The following is a 17,646-nucleotide window of genomic DNA, read 5'->3' on the forward strand; positions in this document are numbered from 1 at the left end:
CGTCGGCGGGCGGCGCGGCAGGATGGGATCCGTGACGACTCCAGAGGCGACCGGTTACCGGATCGAACGCGACTCGATGGGCGAGGTGGAGGTGCCCGCCGAGGCGCTGTGGCGGGCGCAGACGCAGCGCGCGGTGCAGAACTTCCCGATCTCCGGGCGCGGGCTCGAACCGGCCCAGATCAAGGCGCTGGCGCAGATCAAGGGTGCGGCGGCCCAGGTCAACGGTGAGTTGGGGGTGATCGACGCGGACGTGGCCGAGGCGATCGCCGTCGCGGCCGCGCACGTCGTCGCCGGCGGCTACGACGACCAGTTCCCGGTGGACGTGTTCCAGACCGGGTCCGGCACGTCGTCCAACATGAACACCAACGAGGTGATCGCGTCCCTGGCGAGCCGTGAGCTGGGCCGGGACGTCCACCCGAACGACCACGTCAACGCGTCGCAGTCCAGCAACGACGTGTTCCCGACCTCGATCCACCTGGCCGCCACCCAGTTCGTGGTGGAGGATCTGCTTCCCTCGTTGACCCAGCTCGCCATGGCGCTGGAGGCCAAGGCGGCCGAGTTCGAAACCGTCGTCAAGGCCGGCCGGACGCACCTGATGGACGCCACCCCGGTGACGCTGGGGCAGGAGTTCGGCGGCTACGCCGCGCAGGTCCGCTACGGCGTGGAGCGGCTGGAGATGGCGTTGCCCCGGCTGGCCGAGCTGCCGCTCGGGGGCACCGCGGTGGGCACCGGGATCAACACGCCGCTGGGCTTCGCGGGCAAGGTGATCGGGCGGCTGCGGGATTCGACAGGCCTGCCGCTGTCCGAGGCGCGCAACCACTTCGAGGCGCAGGGCGCGCGGGACGCGCTGGTGGAGACGTCGGGTCAGCTCCGCACCGTCGCGGTCGGCCTGTACAAGATCGCCAACGACGTACGCTGGATGGGTTCCGGGCCCCGCGCGGGCCTGCGCGAGTTGCGCATCCCCGATCTCCAGCCCGGTTCGTCGATCATGCCCGGCAAGGTCAACCCGGTGGTGGCCGAGGCGATGCGCCAGGTCTGCGCCCAGGTGATCGGCAACGACGCGGCGGTGGCCTTCGCCGGCTCGCAGGGCGACTTCGAGCTGAACGTGATGCTCCCGGTCATGGGCCGCAACCTGCTGGAGTCGATCAAGCTGATCGCCGCGTCCAGCCGGCTCTTCGCCGAGCGCCTGGTGGCCGGCCTGGTCGCGGACGCCGAGGTCTGCCTGGCGTACGCGGAAGGGTCGCCGTCGATCGTCACCCCGCTCAACCGCCACCTCGGCTACGACGAGGCCGCCTCGATCGCCAAGGAGGCGCTGGCCAAGCAGGTCTCCATCCGTGAGGTGGTGATCTCCCGCGGCCATGTCGACTCGGGCAAGCTCACCGAGACCCAGTTGGACGAGGCGCTGGACCTGCTGCGGATGACGCACCCCTGAGTCAGGGCGTCGCCCGCCGCCGGGCCCAGCCGAGGAAGCGGTCGAACAGGGCGGCCGGGTCGAGCCGGTGGTCGGGGTGGAGCCGGTGCAGGTCGGCGGTCGTCTCGTGGAGCACGCCGCAGAGATAGACGCTCAGCCCGACCGGGTCGGTGGCGTACTCGCCGACCAGGGTGAGGCGCGCCTCCGGGCATGGCCAGGGGGCGCCGCACGTACGGCAGAGCCAGAGCGGGCGTAACGCCAGGTGCGGCCGGTCGGGTGGGGGCATGCCAGTCCCTTTCGAGCTGAGTCGTTGGTGATGTCGCCGCCCCGGCGGGTGTGGGACCGCCCGGCCGGGGGAGCGGGCGGTCCCACCGCGACGCCGTGCCCGGGGGATCGGAGCACGAACGTCGCGCTTCACAGTCTGCTGATGGCACGACTACGCTCGGAAGGCTTTGCGCGCGCTGCGCGAGGCACGCTGCGGCGGGCCGCCGGGTCGGTGGCACGCCGTCGGAGTTGACCGACCCGGCGTTGGAGGGCGGCTGGATGGCGGACGGGCAGATGACGGCGGCGGCCTTCCTGGTCGCCGAGCTGCGCCGGGCCCGGGTTCGACGCGGCTTGAGCCAGGAGGAGCTGGCCAGGGCGGTCAACTACTCGGCGTCGATGGTGAGCGCGGTGAAGTTGGGTCACCAGCCGCCGACCGCGAAGTACGTGGAGCTGGTCGACCAGGCGCTCGACGCCGGCGGCCTCTTCGGCCGGATGCTCACCGAACTGGTCAGCCTGGACCGCGCCCAGCCCTGGCTGCGGGGCCGGGGCGAGATCGTCGCGCAGTCGCGGGTGCTGCGCTGGTACGAGCCGCTGTACGTGCCCGGCCTGCTCCAGACCGAGGCATACGCCCGCGCCGTCTTCGAGGCGGGCGGCGTGCTCGAACCGGACGTTGTCGAGCACCGGTTGACCGAGCGCATGGAGGGACAGCGCCTTCTTTACGACGAGAACCCACCACGGTTGTGGGCAGTGTTGGACGAAGCCGCGCTGCGCCGGCAGGTCGGCACCCGCAAGACGATGTGCGACCAGGCGACGCATCTGGCCAGGATCGTGACCGAGCATCCGCGGGTCCGGTTGCATGTCGTGCCGCGGTCCGCTCTGGAGTATCCGGGCCTCGGCGGTCCGTTCATTCTGGCGACCCTGCGGGACGGAGCCGATCTGGCGTTCATGGCCACACTGGCGGGTGGCCAAGAGGTTGATCAACCGGCGGATCTCGGCCTCGTCCAGCGAGTCTGGGAGGCTATCCTCGGTGAGGCGTTGCCCCCGCAGGAGTCCATCGAGTTCGTGAGGGAGGTGGCGGAGTCGTGGATCTGAGCGGCGCCACCTGGCGCAAGAGCCGCCGGAGTGCCCAGAGCAATGATTGTGTCGAGGTCGCTGTCGACCTGCCGGGCGTGGTCGGGGTGCGGGACAGCAAGGACCCGGCGGGACCGGTGCTCACCTTCGACGCGTACCCCTGGCGGGTTTTCGTCGCCGCGCCACCGCGGCGGTAAATGCCTCGCTCGGGCGCCGGGGACGGCGGGATGATCCGACCGTGGCTGACGACGGGGTGTTGCTGGAGACCGCGCGGTTGACGCTGCGCCGGTTCACCGTGGACGACGCGGACCGGTTGGTCGCGCTGGACGCCGACCCGGAGGTGATGCGGTTCCTGACCGGCGGCGAGCCGACGCCGGCCGCGACGGTTCGAGGCGAGATGCTGCCCCGGCTGCTGGCGCAGTACGACCGGCATCCCGGCCTCGGCCGCTGGGCCACTCTCGACCGGTTCACCGGCGAGTTCCTCGGCTGGCACGCGCTCGACCCGTCCCACGACGGCGCCGAGGCGGAGCTGGGCTACCGGCTGCGTCGCGCGGCCTGGGGGCACGGGCTGGCCAGCGAGGGGGCGCGGGCGCTGGTGCGGCACGCGTTCGACACGGTCGGGGTGCGGCGGGTGTGGGCGCAGACGATGGCGGTGAACGACAGGTCCCGCGCGGTGATGGCCCGGGCCGGGTTGCGCTTCGTCCGCACGTTCCACCTGACGTTCGACGACCCGATCCCGGGTACGGAGCACGGCGAGGTGGAGTACGAGCTGACCCGGTCGGACTGGCCGGGGGTGCGTCAGGAGTGGGACGCGGCCCTGCGTGCCCGGTAGGCGCTGACCGCGGCCCGGTTGCCGCAGCCACCGTCGCAGAACCGGCGGGACCGGTTCTTCGACAGGTCGACCAGCACGTCGTCGCAGTCGGGGTGGTCGCAGTGGCGCAGCCGGCTCAGCTCGTTCATCCGGACCAGATCGGCCAGGGCCATCGCGGCCTCGACCGCCATCCGGGTGGCCAGCGGCGCGTCGCGGGGCACGGCGTGCAGATGGTACGGCTCGTCGTCGTGCCGGATGAGCTGCGGCAGCGCGCGGGACTCGCGCAGCAGCGCGTTGACGATCTCCACCACCTCGTCGGTGTCGGCGTCCCAGATCCGGCGCAGCCGTGGTCGCAGCGCCCGGACCTGGCGCAGCTCGGCGTCGGTGTGCTCGTGCCGGCCGCTCCACCCGTAAGCGGTGAAGAACCTGTCGAGCGCGGCCACGTCGGGCAGGCCCTCCCGGTCCGGGCCGGCGGTGTTCACCAGCGCGGCGGCGGCGACCAGCGCGCACTCGGTGTCATGAGCGAAAAGCAACTTGACTCCTGTCGGACGGTGCCCCTAGCGTCATCAGCGTAACGCTCCTTCACCAATGACCAGGAGTTGCCGATGCGTGAACGGTCCGGCGCCGGGCTCGGCCTGGCCCTGCTCTCCGCGCTCACGTTCGCCACCTCGGGCACGTTCGCCCGACCGCTGATCAGCGGCGAGTGGTCGGCCGTGGCGGTGGTGATCGCCCGGGTCGGCATCGCCGCCCTGGTGCTGGCCGTGCCCGCCCTGCTGGCGCTGCGCGGCCGGTGGCCGGTGCTGCGCCGCAACGCGTTCCCGGTGGTGCTGTTCGGGCTGCTCGGCGTGGCCATGGCCCAGGCGTGCTTCTTCAACGCGGTCCGCTACCTGCCGGTCGGCGTCGCGCTCCTGCTGGAATACCTCGGCATCGTGCTGGTGGTCGGGTGGATGTGGCTGGTCCACGGCCAGCGCCCCCGGCGGCTGACCGTGGCCGGCTCGCTGACCGCCCTGGTGGGCCTGGTGTTCGTCCTCGACCTCACCGGCGCGGGCCGGCTCGACCCGGTGGGCGTGCTCTGGGGGCTCGGCGCCGGGGTGGGCCTGGCCGGCTACTTCGTCATCGCCGGCCGCCTCGACGACGAGTTGCCGTCGGTGGTGATGGCGAGCGGCGGCATGGCCGTCGGCGCCCTCGCGCTGCTGCTGCTCGGTGCGGTCGGGGCCCTTCCGCTGGCCGCCGGCACCGCCGACGTCAGCTTCGCCGGCCACCGGGTGAGCTGGCTGGTGCCGATCGCCGGGTTGTCGCTGATCGCCGCCGTCGTGGCCTACCTGACCGGGGTGGCGGGCACGCGTTTGCTCGGCGCCCGGCTCTCCTCGTTCGTGGGGCTGACCGAGGTGATGTTCGCCGTGCTGATCGCCTGGCTGGTGTTGGACGAGCTGCCGACCGTGGTCCAGCTTGCCGGCGGGGCGCTCATCGTCGGCGGCGTCGCCCTGGTCCGGGTGGACGAGCTGCGGTCCGCCGCCGGGGCGGTCGCGCCGACCCCGGCCGAGCCGGCGCTGAGCGGCGACCGATGAGCGGCCACCGCACCGCCGTCGTCTTCGACGCCGACGAGACCCTCGTCGACCTGCGCCCGGCGGTCACCGGCGCGCTGGCGGCCGTACTCGAGGAGATGCGGCGGCGGACCCCGGCGGCGGCCGAGGTCTCGCTCGCGGACCTGGAGGGCGACTGGGGTTCGGTGTTCGGGGCGCTCAGCGCGGCCCCGGTGCAGGAGATCCGGCGGGCCGCGCTGGCCCGGTCGCTGGAGCGGGCCGGGCTCGGCGCCCACCTCGACGAGTTCGCCGCGCTCTTCTTCGCCCGCCGGTACGCCCTGAGTCGGCCGTTCCCGGACGCGCTGCCGGCGCTGGCCGCCCTGCGACCGCACCACCTGCTGGGCTTCGCCACCAACGGCAACAGCCGCGCCGAACGCTGCGGCCTCGCCGGCCAGTTCGCCTTCGCGTTGTACGCCCACGAGGGTGGCCTGCCCAAGAAGCCGGCACCGGAGTTCTTCGCCGCCGTGGTGGTGGCCGCCGGGCTGCCCGCCGCCCGGGTCGTGCACGTGGGCGACTCGCCGGAACACGACGTGATCGCCGCCCAGCGGGCCGGCCTGCGGGCCGTCTGGCTCAACCGGGGCGGCCTGCCGCGCCCGCCCGGCCTCCGACCCGACGCCGAGGTGTCCACGTTGACCGACCTGCCCGGCGTGCTGATCGATGTGACGAGCGCGAATGCCTGATTGAGGGCTATTCCGGACGGGCCCCTGGCGAAACCCGCGTCCATGTTGTGGGATGACTGCCACGTCCCTCAACGAGAGGATCTGATGTGGTGAGCAAGCGCTTCACCGCCGGTGCGGTCGCGGTCGCGGCCTCGCTGGCACTCACGGTGACCGGCCTGGGTGTCCCGGCGACCGCCGCGCCGTCGGACACCCGGACCTTCACCGTGCTGGCGGAGAACGGCGTCTCCACCGACGCCGCGATCGCCGCGATCAAGGCGGCCGGCGGCACGGTCGTCTCCCGCACCGACGACGTCGGCCTCTTCCAGGTGACCAGTGAGCGGGCGGACTTCGCCAGCCGCGCCACCGCCGCCGGCGCGCTGGTCGGTGCGGCCGAGGAGAAGGCGATCGGCCGCAAGCCGAAGCTGGACCGGGTCGAGCAGGAACACCTGCTGGCCGCCGCCGCGGCCAAGGGCAAGGCTGCCAAGGGCAACGCCAAGAAGATGGACCCGCTGGACGACAAGCTCTGGGGTCTGGACATGATCCGGGCCGACCAGGCCCGCAAGATCGAGCCGGGTGACCGCCGGGTGACCGTCGGCGTGCTGGACACCGGCGTCGACGCCAGCCAGCCCGACCTGGCCCCGAACTTCAACTGGGCGCTGTCGCGCAACTTCGCCCCGGACCTTCCCGACGTCGACGGCCCGTGCGAGGTGGCGAGCTGCCTCGACCCGGTCGGCACCGACGACGGCGGCCACGGCACGCACGTCGCCGGCACGATCGGCGCCGCCGCCAACGGCTTCGGCCTCTCCGGCGTGGCCCCGAAGATCTCCCTGGTCGAGCTGAAGGGTGGCCAGGACAGCGGCTACTTCTTCCTCAACCCGGTGGTCAACGCGCTGGTGCACGCCGGCCGCTCCGGGCTGGACGTGGTCAACATGTCCTTCTACGTCGACCCGTGGCTCTACAACTGCGCCGCGAACCCGGCCGACTCGCCGGAGGCGCAGGCCGAGCAGCGGACCATCATCGAGGCCATGAAGCGGGCGCTGACCTTCGCCCACCGCAAGGGCGTCACGCTGGTCGGCGCGCTGGGCAACAACCACGAGGACCTGGGCGACCCGCGCACCGACGTGAGCAGCCCCGACTACGGCGCCGACCCGTACCCGCGGCCGATCGACAACGCGAGCTGCTGGGACCTGCCCACCGAGGGCCCGCACGTGATCAGCGTGTCGGCGGTCGGCCCGTCCGGCAAGAAGGCCGACTACTCGAACTACGGCACCGAGCAGACCTCGGTGGCGGCCCCGGGCGGCTGGTTCCGGGACGGCTTCGGCACCGACACCTACCGTGCCGACGCCAACATGATCCTCTCCACGTACCCGAAGAAGGTGCTCCAGGAGGAAGGGTCGGTCGACGAGGACGGCAACATCGTGGCCGGCTTCGAGAACTCGGTGTTCAAGCAGTGCACCGCCAAGGGTGAGTGTGGCTGGTACACCTACCTCCAGGGCACCTCGATGGCGTCCCCGCACGCCGCCGGTGTGGCCGCGCTGATCGTCAGCAAGTGGGGCAAGAAGCAGGGCCGGGACGGCTACGGCATGGCGCCGGACCAGGTCGAGCAGCACCTCTACCGGACGGCGGCCGAGCACGCCTGCCCGGAGCCGCGGCTGCAGACCTACACCAACGAGGGCCGGAGCGACGAGTTCAACGCGTACTGCGCGGGCTCGCTGAACTTCAGCGGCTTCTACGGCTACGGCATCGTCGACGCCTACGCCGCGGTGAAGACCCCGCTGAAGCCCAACGCGCGACCGTAACCACCTCGCACCACCGCGAGAAGCCCGGGCGACGTCTGTCGCCCGGGCTTCTCCGTGTCGGCGAATGCGTACCGTGGTTTTCCCGCCGAGGACTGTCCGGTTGGCGTGAATTGGCGTTTGCCCAGCTCAAACCCGCTTTGACGGGCCAATGGTCCCTTCCTTCCCCGACGTTGCTCGGCTTGACTTGTCACGGAAAGTGATCGTCGGGCTGCGGGCGGCGCTGCTGCGGCGGCCCTCGGGGAGGAGGTAAAGACATGTCCGAGGAAACCATCCGCGAGGTGGCCATCCCGAAGCAGAGCGCGGCCGAGGCGGCCCTGGCCGCCGCGCCGCCCGACTACTTCGGGTTCACCCCGAACTACGCGAACAGTCCGCTGCCGACGGTGGTCGGGGGCGTGGTGCAGCCGGGCACCGGGATGCGCAAGTTCGTCGACACGCTGCCCGGCATCGGCCCCACCAAGGCGAACGACCTGGGCAACTACCTGCCGGTTGCGGTGCCCGACACCATCACCTACCCCGGCAGCGACTACTACGAGATCGGCATCCAGCAGTACTCCCAGCAGTTCCACAAGGACCTGCCGGCGACCCGCCTGCGCGGCTACAAGCAGATCAACAACGGCACCGACCCGAGCGGGCACAACACCGTGGCACCACCGCCCCGCCCCTACTACGGTGGTCCGCTCATCTACGCCCGGCGGAACCGCCCGGTGCGGATCAAGCTGGTCAACCAGTTGCCCACCGGCGCGGCCGGCAACCTCTTCCTGCCCGTCGACATCACCCTGTGCGGAAACGGCACCGGACCCCTGAACAGCACCGAGCTGTACAAGCAGAACCGGGCCGTCCTGCACCTGCACGGCTCGGAGACGCAGTGGATCAGTGACGGCACCCCGCTGCAGTGGTTCACCCCGGCGGGCGAGGTCACGTCCTACCCGAAGGGCGCCGCCTACGCGATCGTGCCGGACATGCCCGACCCGGGTGCGGGCGCGGTCACGCTCTACTTCCCCATGCAGCAGAGCGCCCGGATGATGTGGTTCCACGACCACACCGAGGGGACAACCCACCTCAACCCGTACAGCGGACAGATCGGGATGCTGCTGCTCCAGGACCCGGTGGAGCGGCAGCTGGTGACCGACGGGGTGATCCCCGCCGAGGAGATCCCGCTCCTGATCCAGGACAAGACGTTCGTGCCGGACCCGGCCCAGCTCGCCAGGCAGGACCCCACCTGGGACACCGCCAACTGGGGCGGCAAGGGCAGCCTGTGGCTGCCACACGTCTACATGCCCAACCAGAACCCGTACAACGAGGCCGGCGCCAACCCGATGGGCCGCTGGGACTACGGACCGTGGTTCTGGCCGCCCTTCACCGGCATCGAGCATGGCCCGGTGCCCAACCCGTACTACGACCCGGTCAACCGGCCCTGGGAGCCGCCGGTCCAGCCCGGGACGCCGCTGCCCACCATCACACCCGAGGCGTTCATGGACACCCCCGTGGTCAACGGCTGCGCCTACCCCACGTTGCAGGTCGAACCGAGGGCGTACCGGTTCCGGATCCTCAACGCCTGCAACGACCGGGCCCTCAACCTGCAGCTCTACCACGCCGCCTCGAACGGGACGATGTGGAAGCCGGACGGCACGTTGAACGACGGCGCGGCGGGCGAGGTGCCGATGGTGGAAGCCTGCCCGGGCGAGGGCCTGCCACCGACCTGGCCCACCGACGGCCGGGAGGGCGGAGTGCCCGCCCCCAGCGCGGTCGGCCCGGACTGGATCCAGATCGGCAACGAGGGTGGGCTCCTGCCGGAGGTCGCCGTCATCCCACCCCAGCCGATCAACTACGAGTACGACCGTCGGTCGATCACCGTGCTCAACGTCTCCGACCACTCGCTGCTGATCGGACCGGCCGAACGCGCGGATGTGATCGTCGACTTCTCCACGGTCGCGCCCGGCTCGACGCTCATCCTCTACAACGACGCCCCCGCGCCGATGCCGGCCTACGACACCCGGTACGACTACTACACCGGCGACCCGGACCAGACCGACAGCGGCGGGGCGCCCACCACCCAGCCCGGCTACGGCCCGAACACCCGGACGATCATGCAGATCCGCGTCGTGGGCACCCCCGCCACGCCGTTCGACCTCGCCCGCCTGCGGACCCGACTGCCCCAGGCCTACGCGCAGAGCCAGCCGAAGCCGATCGTGCCGGAGAAGGCGTACAACGCGGCGTTCGGAACCAACTACACGAACCACTACGTGGCGATCCAGGACACCACCATCACCTACGTCCCGGTGGGCGGCACCACCCCGGTCACCCTCGATCTCCAGCCCAAGGCCATCGTCGAGGAATTCGACCCGACGTACGGGCGGATGATGCCCACCCTCGGCGTCGAGCTGCCCAAGACCAGCGCGTTCATCCAGACCACGATCCCGCTGGCCTACATCGACCCGCCGACCGAGATCCTCTACATGTCGAACCTGGCCACCCCGGTCGGCTCGACCGGTGACGGCACCCAGATCTGGAAGGTCACCCACAACGGGGTGGACACCCACTTCATCCACTTCCACTACTTCAACGTCCAACTGATCAACCGGGTGGGCTGGGACGGCGCCTACAAGCCGCCGGACGCCAACGAGGTGGGGTGGAAGGAAACCGTGCGGATGAACCCGCTCGAGGACTGCATCGTCGCCATGCGGCCCGCGTTGCCCGCCAACCTGCCGTTCAAGATCGGCGACAGCGTGCGGATGCTCGACCCCACCCAGGTCGCCGGCACCACCAACGGGTTCACCCAGATCAACCCGCAGACCGGCGACCCGGCCACCGTCACCAACCAGCCCTACAACTTCGGCTGGGAGTACGTGTGGCACTGCCACATGGTCGACCACGAGGACTTCGACATGATGCGGCCGATGGTGATCCGGGTGTCGCCGGCGCCGCCGACCAACCTGACCGCCACGGCCAACGCCGGGTCGACCACGGTCCCGCCGGCAATCGTGCTCAGCTGGGTCAACCCGGCCGGCCTGCCCGCCGCCACCCAGGTCCTCGTGCAGCGCTCGACGAACTCCACCTTCACCGCCGGGCTCACCACCTTCACCGCCGCGGCGGGGGCGACCAGCTTCACGGACTCGACCGCCGCGCCGGGCACCACCTACTTCTACCGGATCCGTCGGGAGAACAGCGCCAGCTATTCCGGTTGGTCGAACACCGCGTCCGCGGTGGTCACCCTGACCGGCCCGACGAACCTGACCGCCACCCAACCGAGCGGCACTCCGGTGCGCGTCGCCCTGACCTGGATCAACCGGTCGTACTCCACCTCGGTGGAACTCCAGCGCGCGACGAACGCCACCTTCACCACCGGTCTGACCACTGTCACGCTGGCAGCCAACGCGACCAGCTACACCGACACCACCGTCGCGGCCGGCACCTCCTACTACTACCGGGTGCGTACGGTCTATCTCGGCGTCGGCTCGCCCTGGTCGAACACCGCCACGATCGCCGTCGGTGGCCCGCCGGCCGTCCCGACGAACCTCGCCGGCACCGCCGTCGCCGTGACCGGCGGTACGGCGACCGTGAACCTCACCTGGCAGGAGAGCGCCACGAGCGTGGTCACCAGCTTCGTGCTCCAACGGGCCACCAACGTGGCGTTCACGGCCAACCTGGCAACGTTCACGCCGGCCGGAACCGCCCGCAGCTACAGCGACACCGGGCGGGCCCGGTCGACCACCTACTACTACCGGATCCAAGCCGTCAACTCGTCCGGCAGCTCGGCGTTCAGCGGCATCATTGCCGTGACCACGCCGGCCTGACCGGAACCGGTGCGGCGGCGTCCGGCCGGCCTGGGCGCCGCCGCACCCTGTCCTCGGGGTGCGGCTGCGCGTGGGTCGTGTCCACCGGCCGGTGCGTGGTCTGTCTATCGGGTCCCTCGGGCCCGGTGGTGGGGCGTCCGTCGTGCCTTCGGTGCCCGGGCGGGTGCCGGCCAGGCCGAGACGCGTCATGGGCGCCATCCGCGGGCCACCAACGCGGCGCGGATCTCGCGGACCAGGGCGGGGAACTCCTGTCGCAGGCGGCGGCCGGTCACGTGCAGCACCAGCCAGCCGGCCTCGACGAACTGGTTGAGCCGACGCCTGTCGAGGTGCATCCGGTCGGGATCGGCGTGCCACTGACCGTCGTATTCCACGGCGACCCGGAACTGCGGCCAGGCCAGGTCGGGGTGCAGGACGAGGCCGGTGGACACGCGTACCGGATGCTGTGCCAACGGTCGCGGCAGACCGGCGAACACGAGCCGGACCCGCAGGTGGGACTCGGGTGGCGACTGGGCGCAGCCGTCGGTCAGGCCGAACACCCAGGACGCCCGCCGGCCACCCGGCCGACCGGCGTTCCGGGCCGCCTCCGAGGCCAGCCCGGACCGGTTGACCGCCCCGACCCGCAGCAGCCCGTCGATGATGCCTATGGCCTTCACCGGATCGACCCAGACCGCCGTCTCCCAGGCGCAGGCGGCAGGCCCGGTGCGTGGTGAGGGCCCGGGGCGGGTGGGTTCGGGCGGGAACGGCGCATGGATGAGGCGGGACGGACCGTCCGGCTCTGATCTCCCGGCCGGTGCCGCCATGTCCGACGGCCCGACCGACAGTGGCGACGTGCCGACGATGGTCGCCGTCACGAGCCCGGTCGACGTGGAGGCGGCGAGCGATCCCGACCGAGCATCCGGACGGCCCGTGCCGAGACGATCATTGGCGAGATGGCCAGTTCCGGGACGACCTGCGCCGCTGCGGCGAGTGCCGGAATCGTTCGTCGGGGGTCGGCCCGGGGCGGGGCCCCGAGTGCCGGGATCGTGGGCGCCGGTCAGGGGTCGGTCCTTGGCGGGACCGCGAGCGTCGGCGCGGGCCGGAAGGTCATGGCACGGGTCGGTCATCGGGGCGTGGTGCACCCGGATGCCCGGTTGGGAGTCGGCCCGGACCGTGGCCGGAAGCAGGACGTGCACGTCGTCGGTGAAGTCGGCGGCGTGTTCGACCCCGTGCAGGTAGGCCGCGGACGGGCCGGCGACCAGGGTGCCGGGCGGCATCCGGAGCAGCACGGCCCGGCAGGCCAGCGCGTGGTCACGGTCGAGGCGCGCGTCGGCGTAGACGTCCTGCCGGAGCCGGACCCAGGACGCGCCCCGGAGATGGTGCCGGGACAGCAACCCGCGCCGAACCGCGTCCGAGCCACGGAAGACCTGCCAGGCCAACTGCGGTGGCCGATATGGATGAGGTGGCATGTGTCCAGCGTGAGCCGTGCCTGCCGCCGTCTCCATCCCTGTGGACAACCACTGACGGCCCTGATCGCCGCACCTGTGGACAACCGCCACGCGGCCTGTCGGTGTGCTAGCGCCGTGCTCCATCTGCCCGAAGATCGAGTTCACTTCGCCGAGGTGGCGTCTGACTGGCGGGCCTGCGGGCCGGGCCGTGTTGGGGCCCGGAACGATCGGCTGCGCTTCGCCGAGGTGGTGGGGTCGGGGCCGGACGGATGCCACCATCTCGGCGAGCAGGAGGTGAATCCCCGCTCGGCGCAGGGCGGGCACGCCGGATCAGGCGAGCGCGGCGGCGACCGCCTCGGCGGCGGCGGTGACCTGGGCGCCCACCTCGGCCACGTCCAGCGGGGTCAGCGACACCACGCCGACGCTCCCCTCCAGCCCGGGCACCCCGAGCACCGGCGCGGCCACCCCGTACGCGCCGGACTGGAGCTCACCACTGGTGCTGACCGGCCCGGCGTCGCCGGCGCGTCCGGCCAGCACTGCCCGGCCCGCCGCGCCCCGCTCCAACGGATGCCGGGAACCGGTCCGGTACGCCACATGGAAGGCGGTCCAACTCGGCTCGACCACCGCCAGCGCGACGCCCTCGCCGCCCTCGACCACGGTCAGGTGCGCGGTCGCCCCGGTCCGCTCGGCGAGGCGGCGCAACGCGGGCATCGCCCCCTCGGCGAGCAGCGGCTGGGCGCGGCGGGCCAGGTGCAGCACGCCGACCCCGATCCGCAGCCGGCCCTCGCCGTCGCGCCGGAGCATCCCGTGCCCGGCCAGCGCGCCGACCAGCCGGTAGACCGCCGCCCGGCCGATGCCCAGCCGGTGTGCCGCCTCGGTGACGGTCAGCCCGCCCGGGGCGTCCGCGACGAGGTGCAACAGGCGTAGACCCCGGTCCAGGGTCTGCGCGGTCTCTGGAGGGCGTGCCGCCGTGTCCACAGCACGCAGCGTACGACCCGGCTCCGGCCAACCTCGAAATGTGCGGACGGCTACCCTTGTGAGGTGACGCTACGCCTGTATGACACCGCCACCCGATCGGTGCGGGACTTCGTCCCGCGGGAAGCCGGCAAGGTGGGGGTCTACCTGTGTGGTCTCACGCTCCAGGCGCCCCCGCACATCGGCCACCTTCGCTCCGGCGTCAACTACGACGTGCTGCGTCGCTGGCTGGTCCGCCACGGGTTCGAGGTCACGTTCATCCGCAACCTGACCGACATCGACGACAAGGTCCTCGCCAAGGCCATGGAGCAGGACCGGCCGTTCTGGTCGATCGCGTACGCCAACGAGCAGATCCTCACCGCCTCCTACCGGGCGCTGAACGTGCTCCCACCGACCTACGAGCCGCGGGCCACCGGGCACGTCCCGGAGATGCACGAGCTGATCGCCCGCCTGATCGAGACCGGGCACGCCTACCCGGCCGGCGACGACTCCGGCGACGTCTACTTCGACGTGGCCTCCTGGCCGGCCTACGGCTCGCTGTCCGGGCAGTCCCCCGCCGACATGCAGCCCGCCGGGGACGCCCCCGACCGGGGCAAGAAGGATCCGCGTGACTTCGCGCTCTGGAAGGGCGCCAAGCCGGACGAACCGGCCGACGCCTCCTGGCCGTCGCCGTGGGGTCGCGGCCGACCCGGCTGGCACATCGAGTGCTCCGCGATGTGCTGGCGTTACCTGGGCGCCGAGTTCGACATCCACGGCGGTGGGCTCGACCTGACGTTCCCGCACCACGAGAACGAGATCGCCCAGTCGCAGGCCGCCGACCTGCCGTTCGCCCGCTACTGGGTGCACCACGGCCTGCTCGGCATCGGCGGCACCAAGATGGGCAAGTCGCTGGGCAACACGCTCGACCTCGACTACGTGGCCTCGCTCGGGGTGCGCCCGGTCGAGCTGCGCTACTACTACGCCGCCGCGCACTACCGGTCCCGCATCGACTACTCCGAGGACGCGCTGCGCGAGGCCGCGGTCGCGTACCGGAGGATCGAGGGCTTCGTGCAGCGGGCGGCCGAGCGGGTCGGCGCGGGCCGACCCGACGGGCTGCCGGACGCCTTCGCGGCGGCGATGGACGACGACCTCAACACCTCGGCGGCGCTCGCCGTGCTGCACGAGGTGGTCCGGGACGGCAACACGGCGCTGAGCGGCGGCGACGATGTGACCGTCCGCACGACGCTCGCCGCCACCCGGGCGATGCTGGATATCCTCGGCGTCGACCCCCTGGATCCGGCCTGGACCGGCGGCGACCGCGCGGGCGACCTGCGCGGCGTGGTGGACTCCCTGGTCGCGCTGGCCCTGGAACAGCGCGCGCAGGCCCGCGGCCGCAAGGACTGGGCTGCCGCCGACGCCGTACGCGACCAGCTCAAGCAGGCCGGCGTGGTCGTCGAGGACACCCCCCAGGGCCCGCGTTGGACTATTGGAGAGCAGGACTGATGGCCGGCAACTCGCAGCGCCGTGGCCGGCGACTGACGTCGAAGGCTGGCGCCCCCAAGGGCACCGGTGGCAAGAACAAGGATTCCCTCGCCGGCCGGGGTCGCACCCTGCCCGCGGACGAGCGTCCCTGGCACAAGGCCTACTCCGGCACCGAGAAGCTGCCCCAGCGCACCGCCTGGAAGCAGGACAAGGAGCGCCGCGCCGCCGCCGAGGAGGGCCGCGCGCCCAAGATCGGCCAGCCCGGCAGCAAGGACACCACCTGGGGCAGGGGCGGCGGCCGGGGCGTACCCACCGCCGCCAAGGGGCGGGGTGGCAAGCCCACCGGCCGCTCCGGCGGGCCCCGGGTCTCCCCGGGCCGCAAGTCGAACCCGGCGAAGGACAGCCCCGAACTGCTCGTCGGGCGGAACCCGGTGCTGGAGTCGCTGCGCGCGCAGGTGCCGGCGACCGCGCTCTACACCGCGCAGGGCATCGACGTCGACGACCGGGTCAAGGAGATCGTCCGCACCGCCGCCGACCGGGGCATCGCGATCCTCGACGTCAGCCGCGCCGAGCTGGACCGGATGACCGGCGGGGTGCTGCACCAGGGTGTCGGCCTCCAGGTGCCGCCGTTCGCCTACGAGCCGTTCGAGGACCTGGTCACCGCCGCGCTGGAGCAGGCCGCCCCGCTGCTGGTCGCGCTGGACGGGGTCACCGACCCGCGCAACCTCGGCGCGGTGATCCGGTCGGCTGCCGCGTTCGGCGCACAGGGTGTCTTCGTACCCGAGCGGCGTGCCGCCGGTATCACCGCGACCGCCTGGCGGACCAGCGCCGGCGCGGCCGCGCGCGTCCCGGTCGCCCAGGTCACCAACCTGACCCGGTCGCTCAAGGCGTGCAAGGAGGCCGGCTTCGTCGTGGTCGGCCTGGACGCCGACGGGCAGACCGACCTCTACGACCTCGAGGCCGCGGTCGGTCCGCTGGTCGTGGTGGTCGGCTCGGAGGGGCGGGGCCTGTCCCGCCTGGTCGGCGAGACCTGCGACCTGACCGTCAGCATCCCGATGGTCTCCGACGTCGAGTCGCTCAACGCCAGCGTCGCCGCCGCGGTCACGCTCGCCGAGGTCGCCCGCCGCCGCGCCGCCGAGGCCTGACGCCGCACACGAAAAAGGGGCGGTCCGCCGTGGCGGACCGCCCCTTTCTTCGCGTACGTCAGATCCGGCGCCCGGTCGAGGCGTGGAAGACGTGGCTGCGGCCGGTGCGCGGCTTGACGAACACGGTGTCGCCCATGTTCGGCATGGTGCGCCGGTCGGTGCGGACCACGAACCGCTCGTTGTGGCCCTCGAGCGCGGCGTGGCCGTAGACGTTGGCGTCGGAGCCCAGGTCCTCGACCAGCTCGACCACGACCGGCATGCCGCCCTCGGACGGGCCGACCAGGTCGCAGTCCTCCGGACGGAAGCCGACGGTGACCTTGCCGTCGCCGCCCTCGGCGCGGGCCGCCTCGATCTGCTCACGGGTCAGCGGGATCATCAGCTCGGCGAACGCGCCGCCCTGATCGGTCAGCTTCACCGTCTTGATGTTCATGGCGGGGGAGCCCATGAAACCGGCGACGAAGACGTTGGACGGGGTGTCGTAGAGCGCCCGCGGGGTGTCCACCTGCTGGAGCACGCCGTCCAGCATGACCGCCACCCGGTGGCCCATGGTCATGGCCTCGACCTGGTCGTGGGTGACGTAGACCGTGGTGACGCCGAGCTTCGCCTGGAGCGAGGCGATCTGGGTACGGGTCTGCACGCGGAGCTTGGCGTCGAGGTTCGACAGCGGCTCGTCCATGAGGAAGACCTGCGGCTCGCGGACGATCGCGCGACCCATGGCGACCCGCTGGCGCTGACCACCGGAGAGCGCCTTCGGCTTGCGGCTGAGGAACTCCTCCAGCTGGAGAAGGTTGGCCGCCTCCTTGACCCGCCGGTCGATCTCCGACTTCGAGGTCTTGCGCAGCTTGAGGGCGAACGCCATGTTCTCGTACACCGTCATGTGCGGGTAGAGGGCGTAGTTCTGGAAGACCATCGCGATGTCGCGGGCCTTCGGCGGGAGGTGGGTGACGTCCCGGTCGTCGATGTAGATCGCGCCGTCGTCGACGTCCTCCAGGCCGGCGAGCATCCGCAGGCTGGTGGACTTGCCGCAGCCGGACGGGCCGACCAGGACGAGGAACTCCCCGTCACCGATCTGGAGGTCGAGCTGGTTGACGGCGGGGCGCTCGGTGCCCGGATAGATCCGGGACGCCTTCGCGTAGGTGACCGTAGCCATGAGGGGCGCTTCCTTTCACCGGCAGGAACGTGCCGGACGATCCGAGTGAAGGAGCGACCGGCGCCCGAGGCGCCGGCCAACGGGACGTCATCCGGGCAG

Annotated in this window: 15 protein-coding genes; 10 read left to right on the top strand and 5 right to left on the bottom strand. The window is 71.9% G+C overall.

The genetic code is table 11. The features are described from left to right. Positions 1-31 precede the first annotated feature (31 nt). Positions 32-1,432 (top strand): class II fumarate hydratase, encoded by a 1,401-nt coding sequence (locus O7598_RS01335; protein WP_442929780.1) that lies wholly within the window; start codon positions 32-34, stop codon positions 1,430-1,432. 1 nt (position 1,433) lies between these two features. On the opposite strand, the gene O7598_RS01340 is transcribed toward O7598_RS01335, so the two are convergent. Then, positions 1,434-1,697 (bottom strand): hypothetical protein, encoded by a 264-nt coding sequence (locus O7598_RS01340; protein WP_269689640.1) that lies wholly within the window; start codon positions 1,695-1,697, stop codon positions 1,434-1,436. 257 nt (positions 1,698-1,954) lie between these two features. Here O7598_RS01340 and O7598_RS01345 point away from each other — a divergent pair, with 257 nt between their 5' ends. From O7598_RS01345 to O7598_RS01355, 3 genes are read left to right on the top strand one after another with little or no spacing between them, the layout of a single operon-like run. Further along, the gene (locus O7598_RS01345) at positions 1,955-2,767 is read left to right on the top strand and encodes a helix-turn-helix domain-containing protein (protein ID WP_269694707.1); all 813 of its coding nucleotides are present in this window, start codon (positions 1,955-1,957) and stop codon (positions 2,765-2,767) included. Next, positions 2,758-2,943, top strand: a complete 186-nt coding sequence (locus tag O7598_RS01350; protein WP_269689641.1) for a DUF397 domain-containing protein — start codon at positions 2,758-2,760, stop codon at positions 2,941-2,943. The genes O7598_RS01345 and O7598_RS01350 overlap by 10 nt, the downstream gene beginning before the upstream one ends. Before the next feature lie 41 nt (positions 2,944-2,984). Next, on the top strand, positions 2,985-3,578 hold the full coding sequence (locus O7598_RS01355) for a GNAT family N-acetyltransferase (RefSeq protein ID WP_269689642.1): 594 nt from the start codon (positions 2,985-2,987) through the stop codon (positions 3,576-3,578). On the opposite strand, the gene O7598_RS01360 is transcribed toward O7598_RS01355, so the two are convergent. Beyond that, positions 3,545-4,090: a CGNR zinc finger domain-containing protein gene (locus O7598_RS01360; protein WP_269689643.1), complete on the bottom strand. Its 546-nt coding sequence runs from the start codon at positions 4,088-4,090 to the stop codon at positions 3,545-3,547. The two genes, O7598_RS01355 and O7598_RS01360, sit on opposite strands and share 34 nt — an antisense overlap. A 72-nt stretch (positions 4,091-4,162) precedes the next feature. On the opposite strand from O7598_RS01360, the gene O7598_RS01365 reads away from it, so the two are divergent. The 4 genes from O7598_RS01365 (at position 4,163) to O7598_RS01380 (ending at position 11,392) form a co-directional block, all read left to right on the top strand. Further along, positions 4,163-5,125, top strand: coding sequence for an EamA family transporter (locus tag O7598_RS01365; protein ID WP_269689644.1), 963 nt, complete (start codon positions 4,163-4,165; stop codon positions 5,123-5,125). After that, positions 5,122-5,820 carry an HAD family hydrolase gene (locus tag O7598_RS01370; RefSeq protein WP_269689645.1) on the top strand — a complete coding sequence of 233 codons (699 nt, stop codon included), beginning with the start codon at positions 5,122-5,124 and terminating at the stop codon, positions 5,818-5,820. Before O7598_RS01365 ends, O7598_RS01370 begins: the two co-directional genes overlap by 4 nt. Before the next feature lie 89 nt (positions 5,821-5,909). Then, positions 5,910-7,598, top strand: a complete 1,689-nt coding sequence (locus O7598_RS01375) for a S8 family serine peptidase (protein WP_269689646.1) — start codon at positions 5,910-5,912, stop codon at positions 7,596-7,598. Positions 7,599-7,852: 254 nt separating this feature from the next. Further along, the gene (locus O7598_RS01380; RefSeq protein WP_269689647.1) at positions 7,853-11,392 is read left to right on the top strand and encodes a hypothetical protein; all 3,540 of its coding nucleotides are present in this window, start codon (positions 7,853-7,855) and stop codon (positions 11,390-11,392) included. A gap of 185 nt (positions 11,393-11,577) precedes the next feature. Here the strand turns inward: O7598_RS01380 and O7598_RS01385 are convergent, their stop codons facing one another. Next, entirely contained in the window at positions 11,578-12,837 is a 1,260-nt protein-coding gene (locus O7598_RS01385; RefSeq protein WP_269689648.1) for a hypothetical protein, read from the bottom strand. 309 nt (positions 12,838-13,146) lie between these two features. Beyond that, positions 13,147-13,794: an IclR family transcriptional regulator gene (locus O7598_RS01390; RefSeq protein ID WP_269689649.1), complete on the bottom strand. Its 648-nt coding sequence runs from the start codon at positions 13,792-13,794 to the stop codon at positions 13,147-13,149. Positions 13,795-13,857: 63 nt separating this feature from the next. Between O7598_RS01390 and cysS the strand changes: the two genes are divergently transcribed. After that, complete coding sequence (cysS, locus tag O7598_RS01395; protein ID WP_269689650.1) at positions 13,858-15,273, top strand: cysteine--tRNA ligase; 1,416 nt, start codon at positions 13,858-13,860, stop codon at positions 15,271-15,273. Further along, entirely contained in the window at positions 15,273-16,397 is a 1,125-nt protein-coding gene (rlmB, locus tag O7598_RS01400) for a 23S rRNA (guanosine(2251)-2'-O)-methyltransferase RlmB (protein ID WP_269689651.1), read from the top strand. Before cysS ends, rlmB begins: the two co-directional genes overlap by 1 nt. Positions 16,398-16,455: 58 nt before the next feature. Here the strand turns inward: rlmB and O7598_RS01405 are convergent, their stop codons facing one another. Beyond that, on the bottom strand, positions 16,456-17,547 hold the full coding sequence (locus O7598_RS01405) for an ABC transporter ATP-binding protein (protein ID WP_269689652.1): 1,092 nt from the start codon (positions 17,545-17,547) through the stop codon (positions 16,456-16,458). Between the last annotated feature and the right edge of the window lie 99 nt (positions 17,548-17,646).

It is taken from the genome of Micromonospora sp. WMMC241, assembly GCF_027460165.1.
Taxonomy (GTDB): domain Bacteria; phylum Actinomycetota; class Actinomycetes; order Mycobacteriales; family Micromonosporaceae; genus Micromonospora; species Micromonospora humi.

Bases quoted from the DNA above. Each gene is read 5' to 3' on its own strand.
- O7598_RS01380 (WP_269689647.1), top strand. From the start codon at position 7,853: ATGTCCGAGGAAACCATCCGCGAGGTGGCCATCCCGAAGCAGAGCGCG.
- O7598_RS01345 (WP_269694707.1), top strand. From the start codon at position 1,955: ATGGCGGACGGGCAGATGACGGCGGCGGCCTTCCTGGTCGCCGAGCTG.
- O7598_RS01405 (WP_269689652.1), bottom strand. From the start codon at position 17,547: ATGGCTACGGTCACCTACGCGAAGGCGTCCCGGATCTATCCGGGCACC.
- O7598_RS01365 (WP_269689644.1), top strand. From the start codon at position 4,163: ATGCGTGAACGGTCCGGCGCCGGGCTCGGCCTGGCCCTGCTCTCCGCG.
- O7598_RS01385 (WP_269689648.1), bottom strand. From the start codon at position 12,837: ATGCCACCTCATCCATATCGGCCACCGCAGTTGGCCTGGCAGGTCTTC.
- rlmB (WP_269689651.1), top strand. From the start codon at position 15,273: ATGGCCGGCAACTCGCAGCGCCGTGGCCGGCGACTGACGTCGAAGGCT.
- O7598_RS01340 (WP_269689640.1), bottom strand. From the start codon at position 1,697: ATGCCCCCACCCGACCGGCCGCACCTGGCGTTACGCCCGCTCTGGCTC.
- O7598_RS01370 (WP_269689645.1), top strand. From the start codon at position 5,122: ATGAGCGGCCACCGCACCGCCGTCGTCTTCGACGCCGACGAGACCCTC.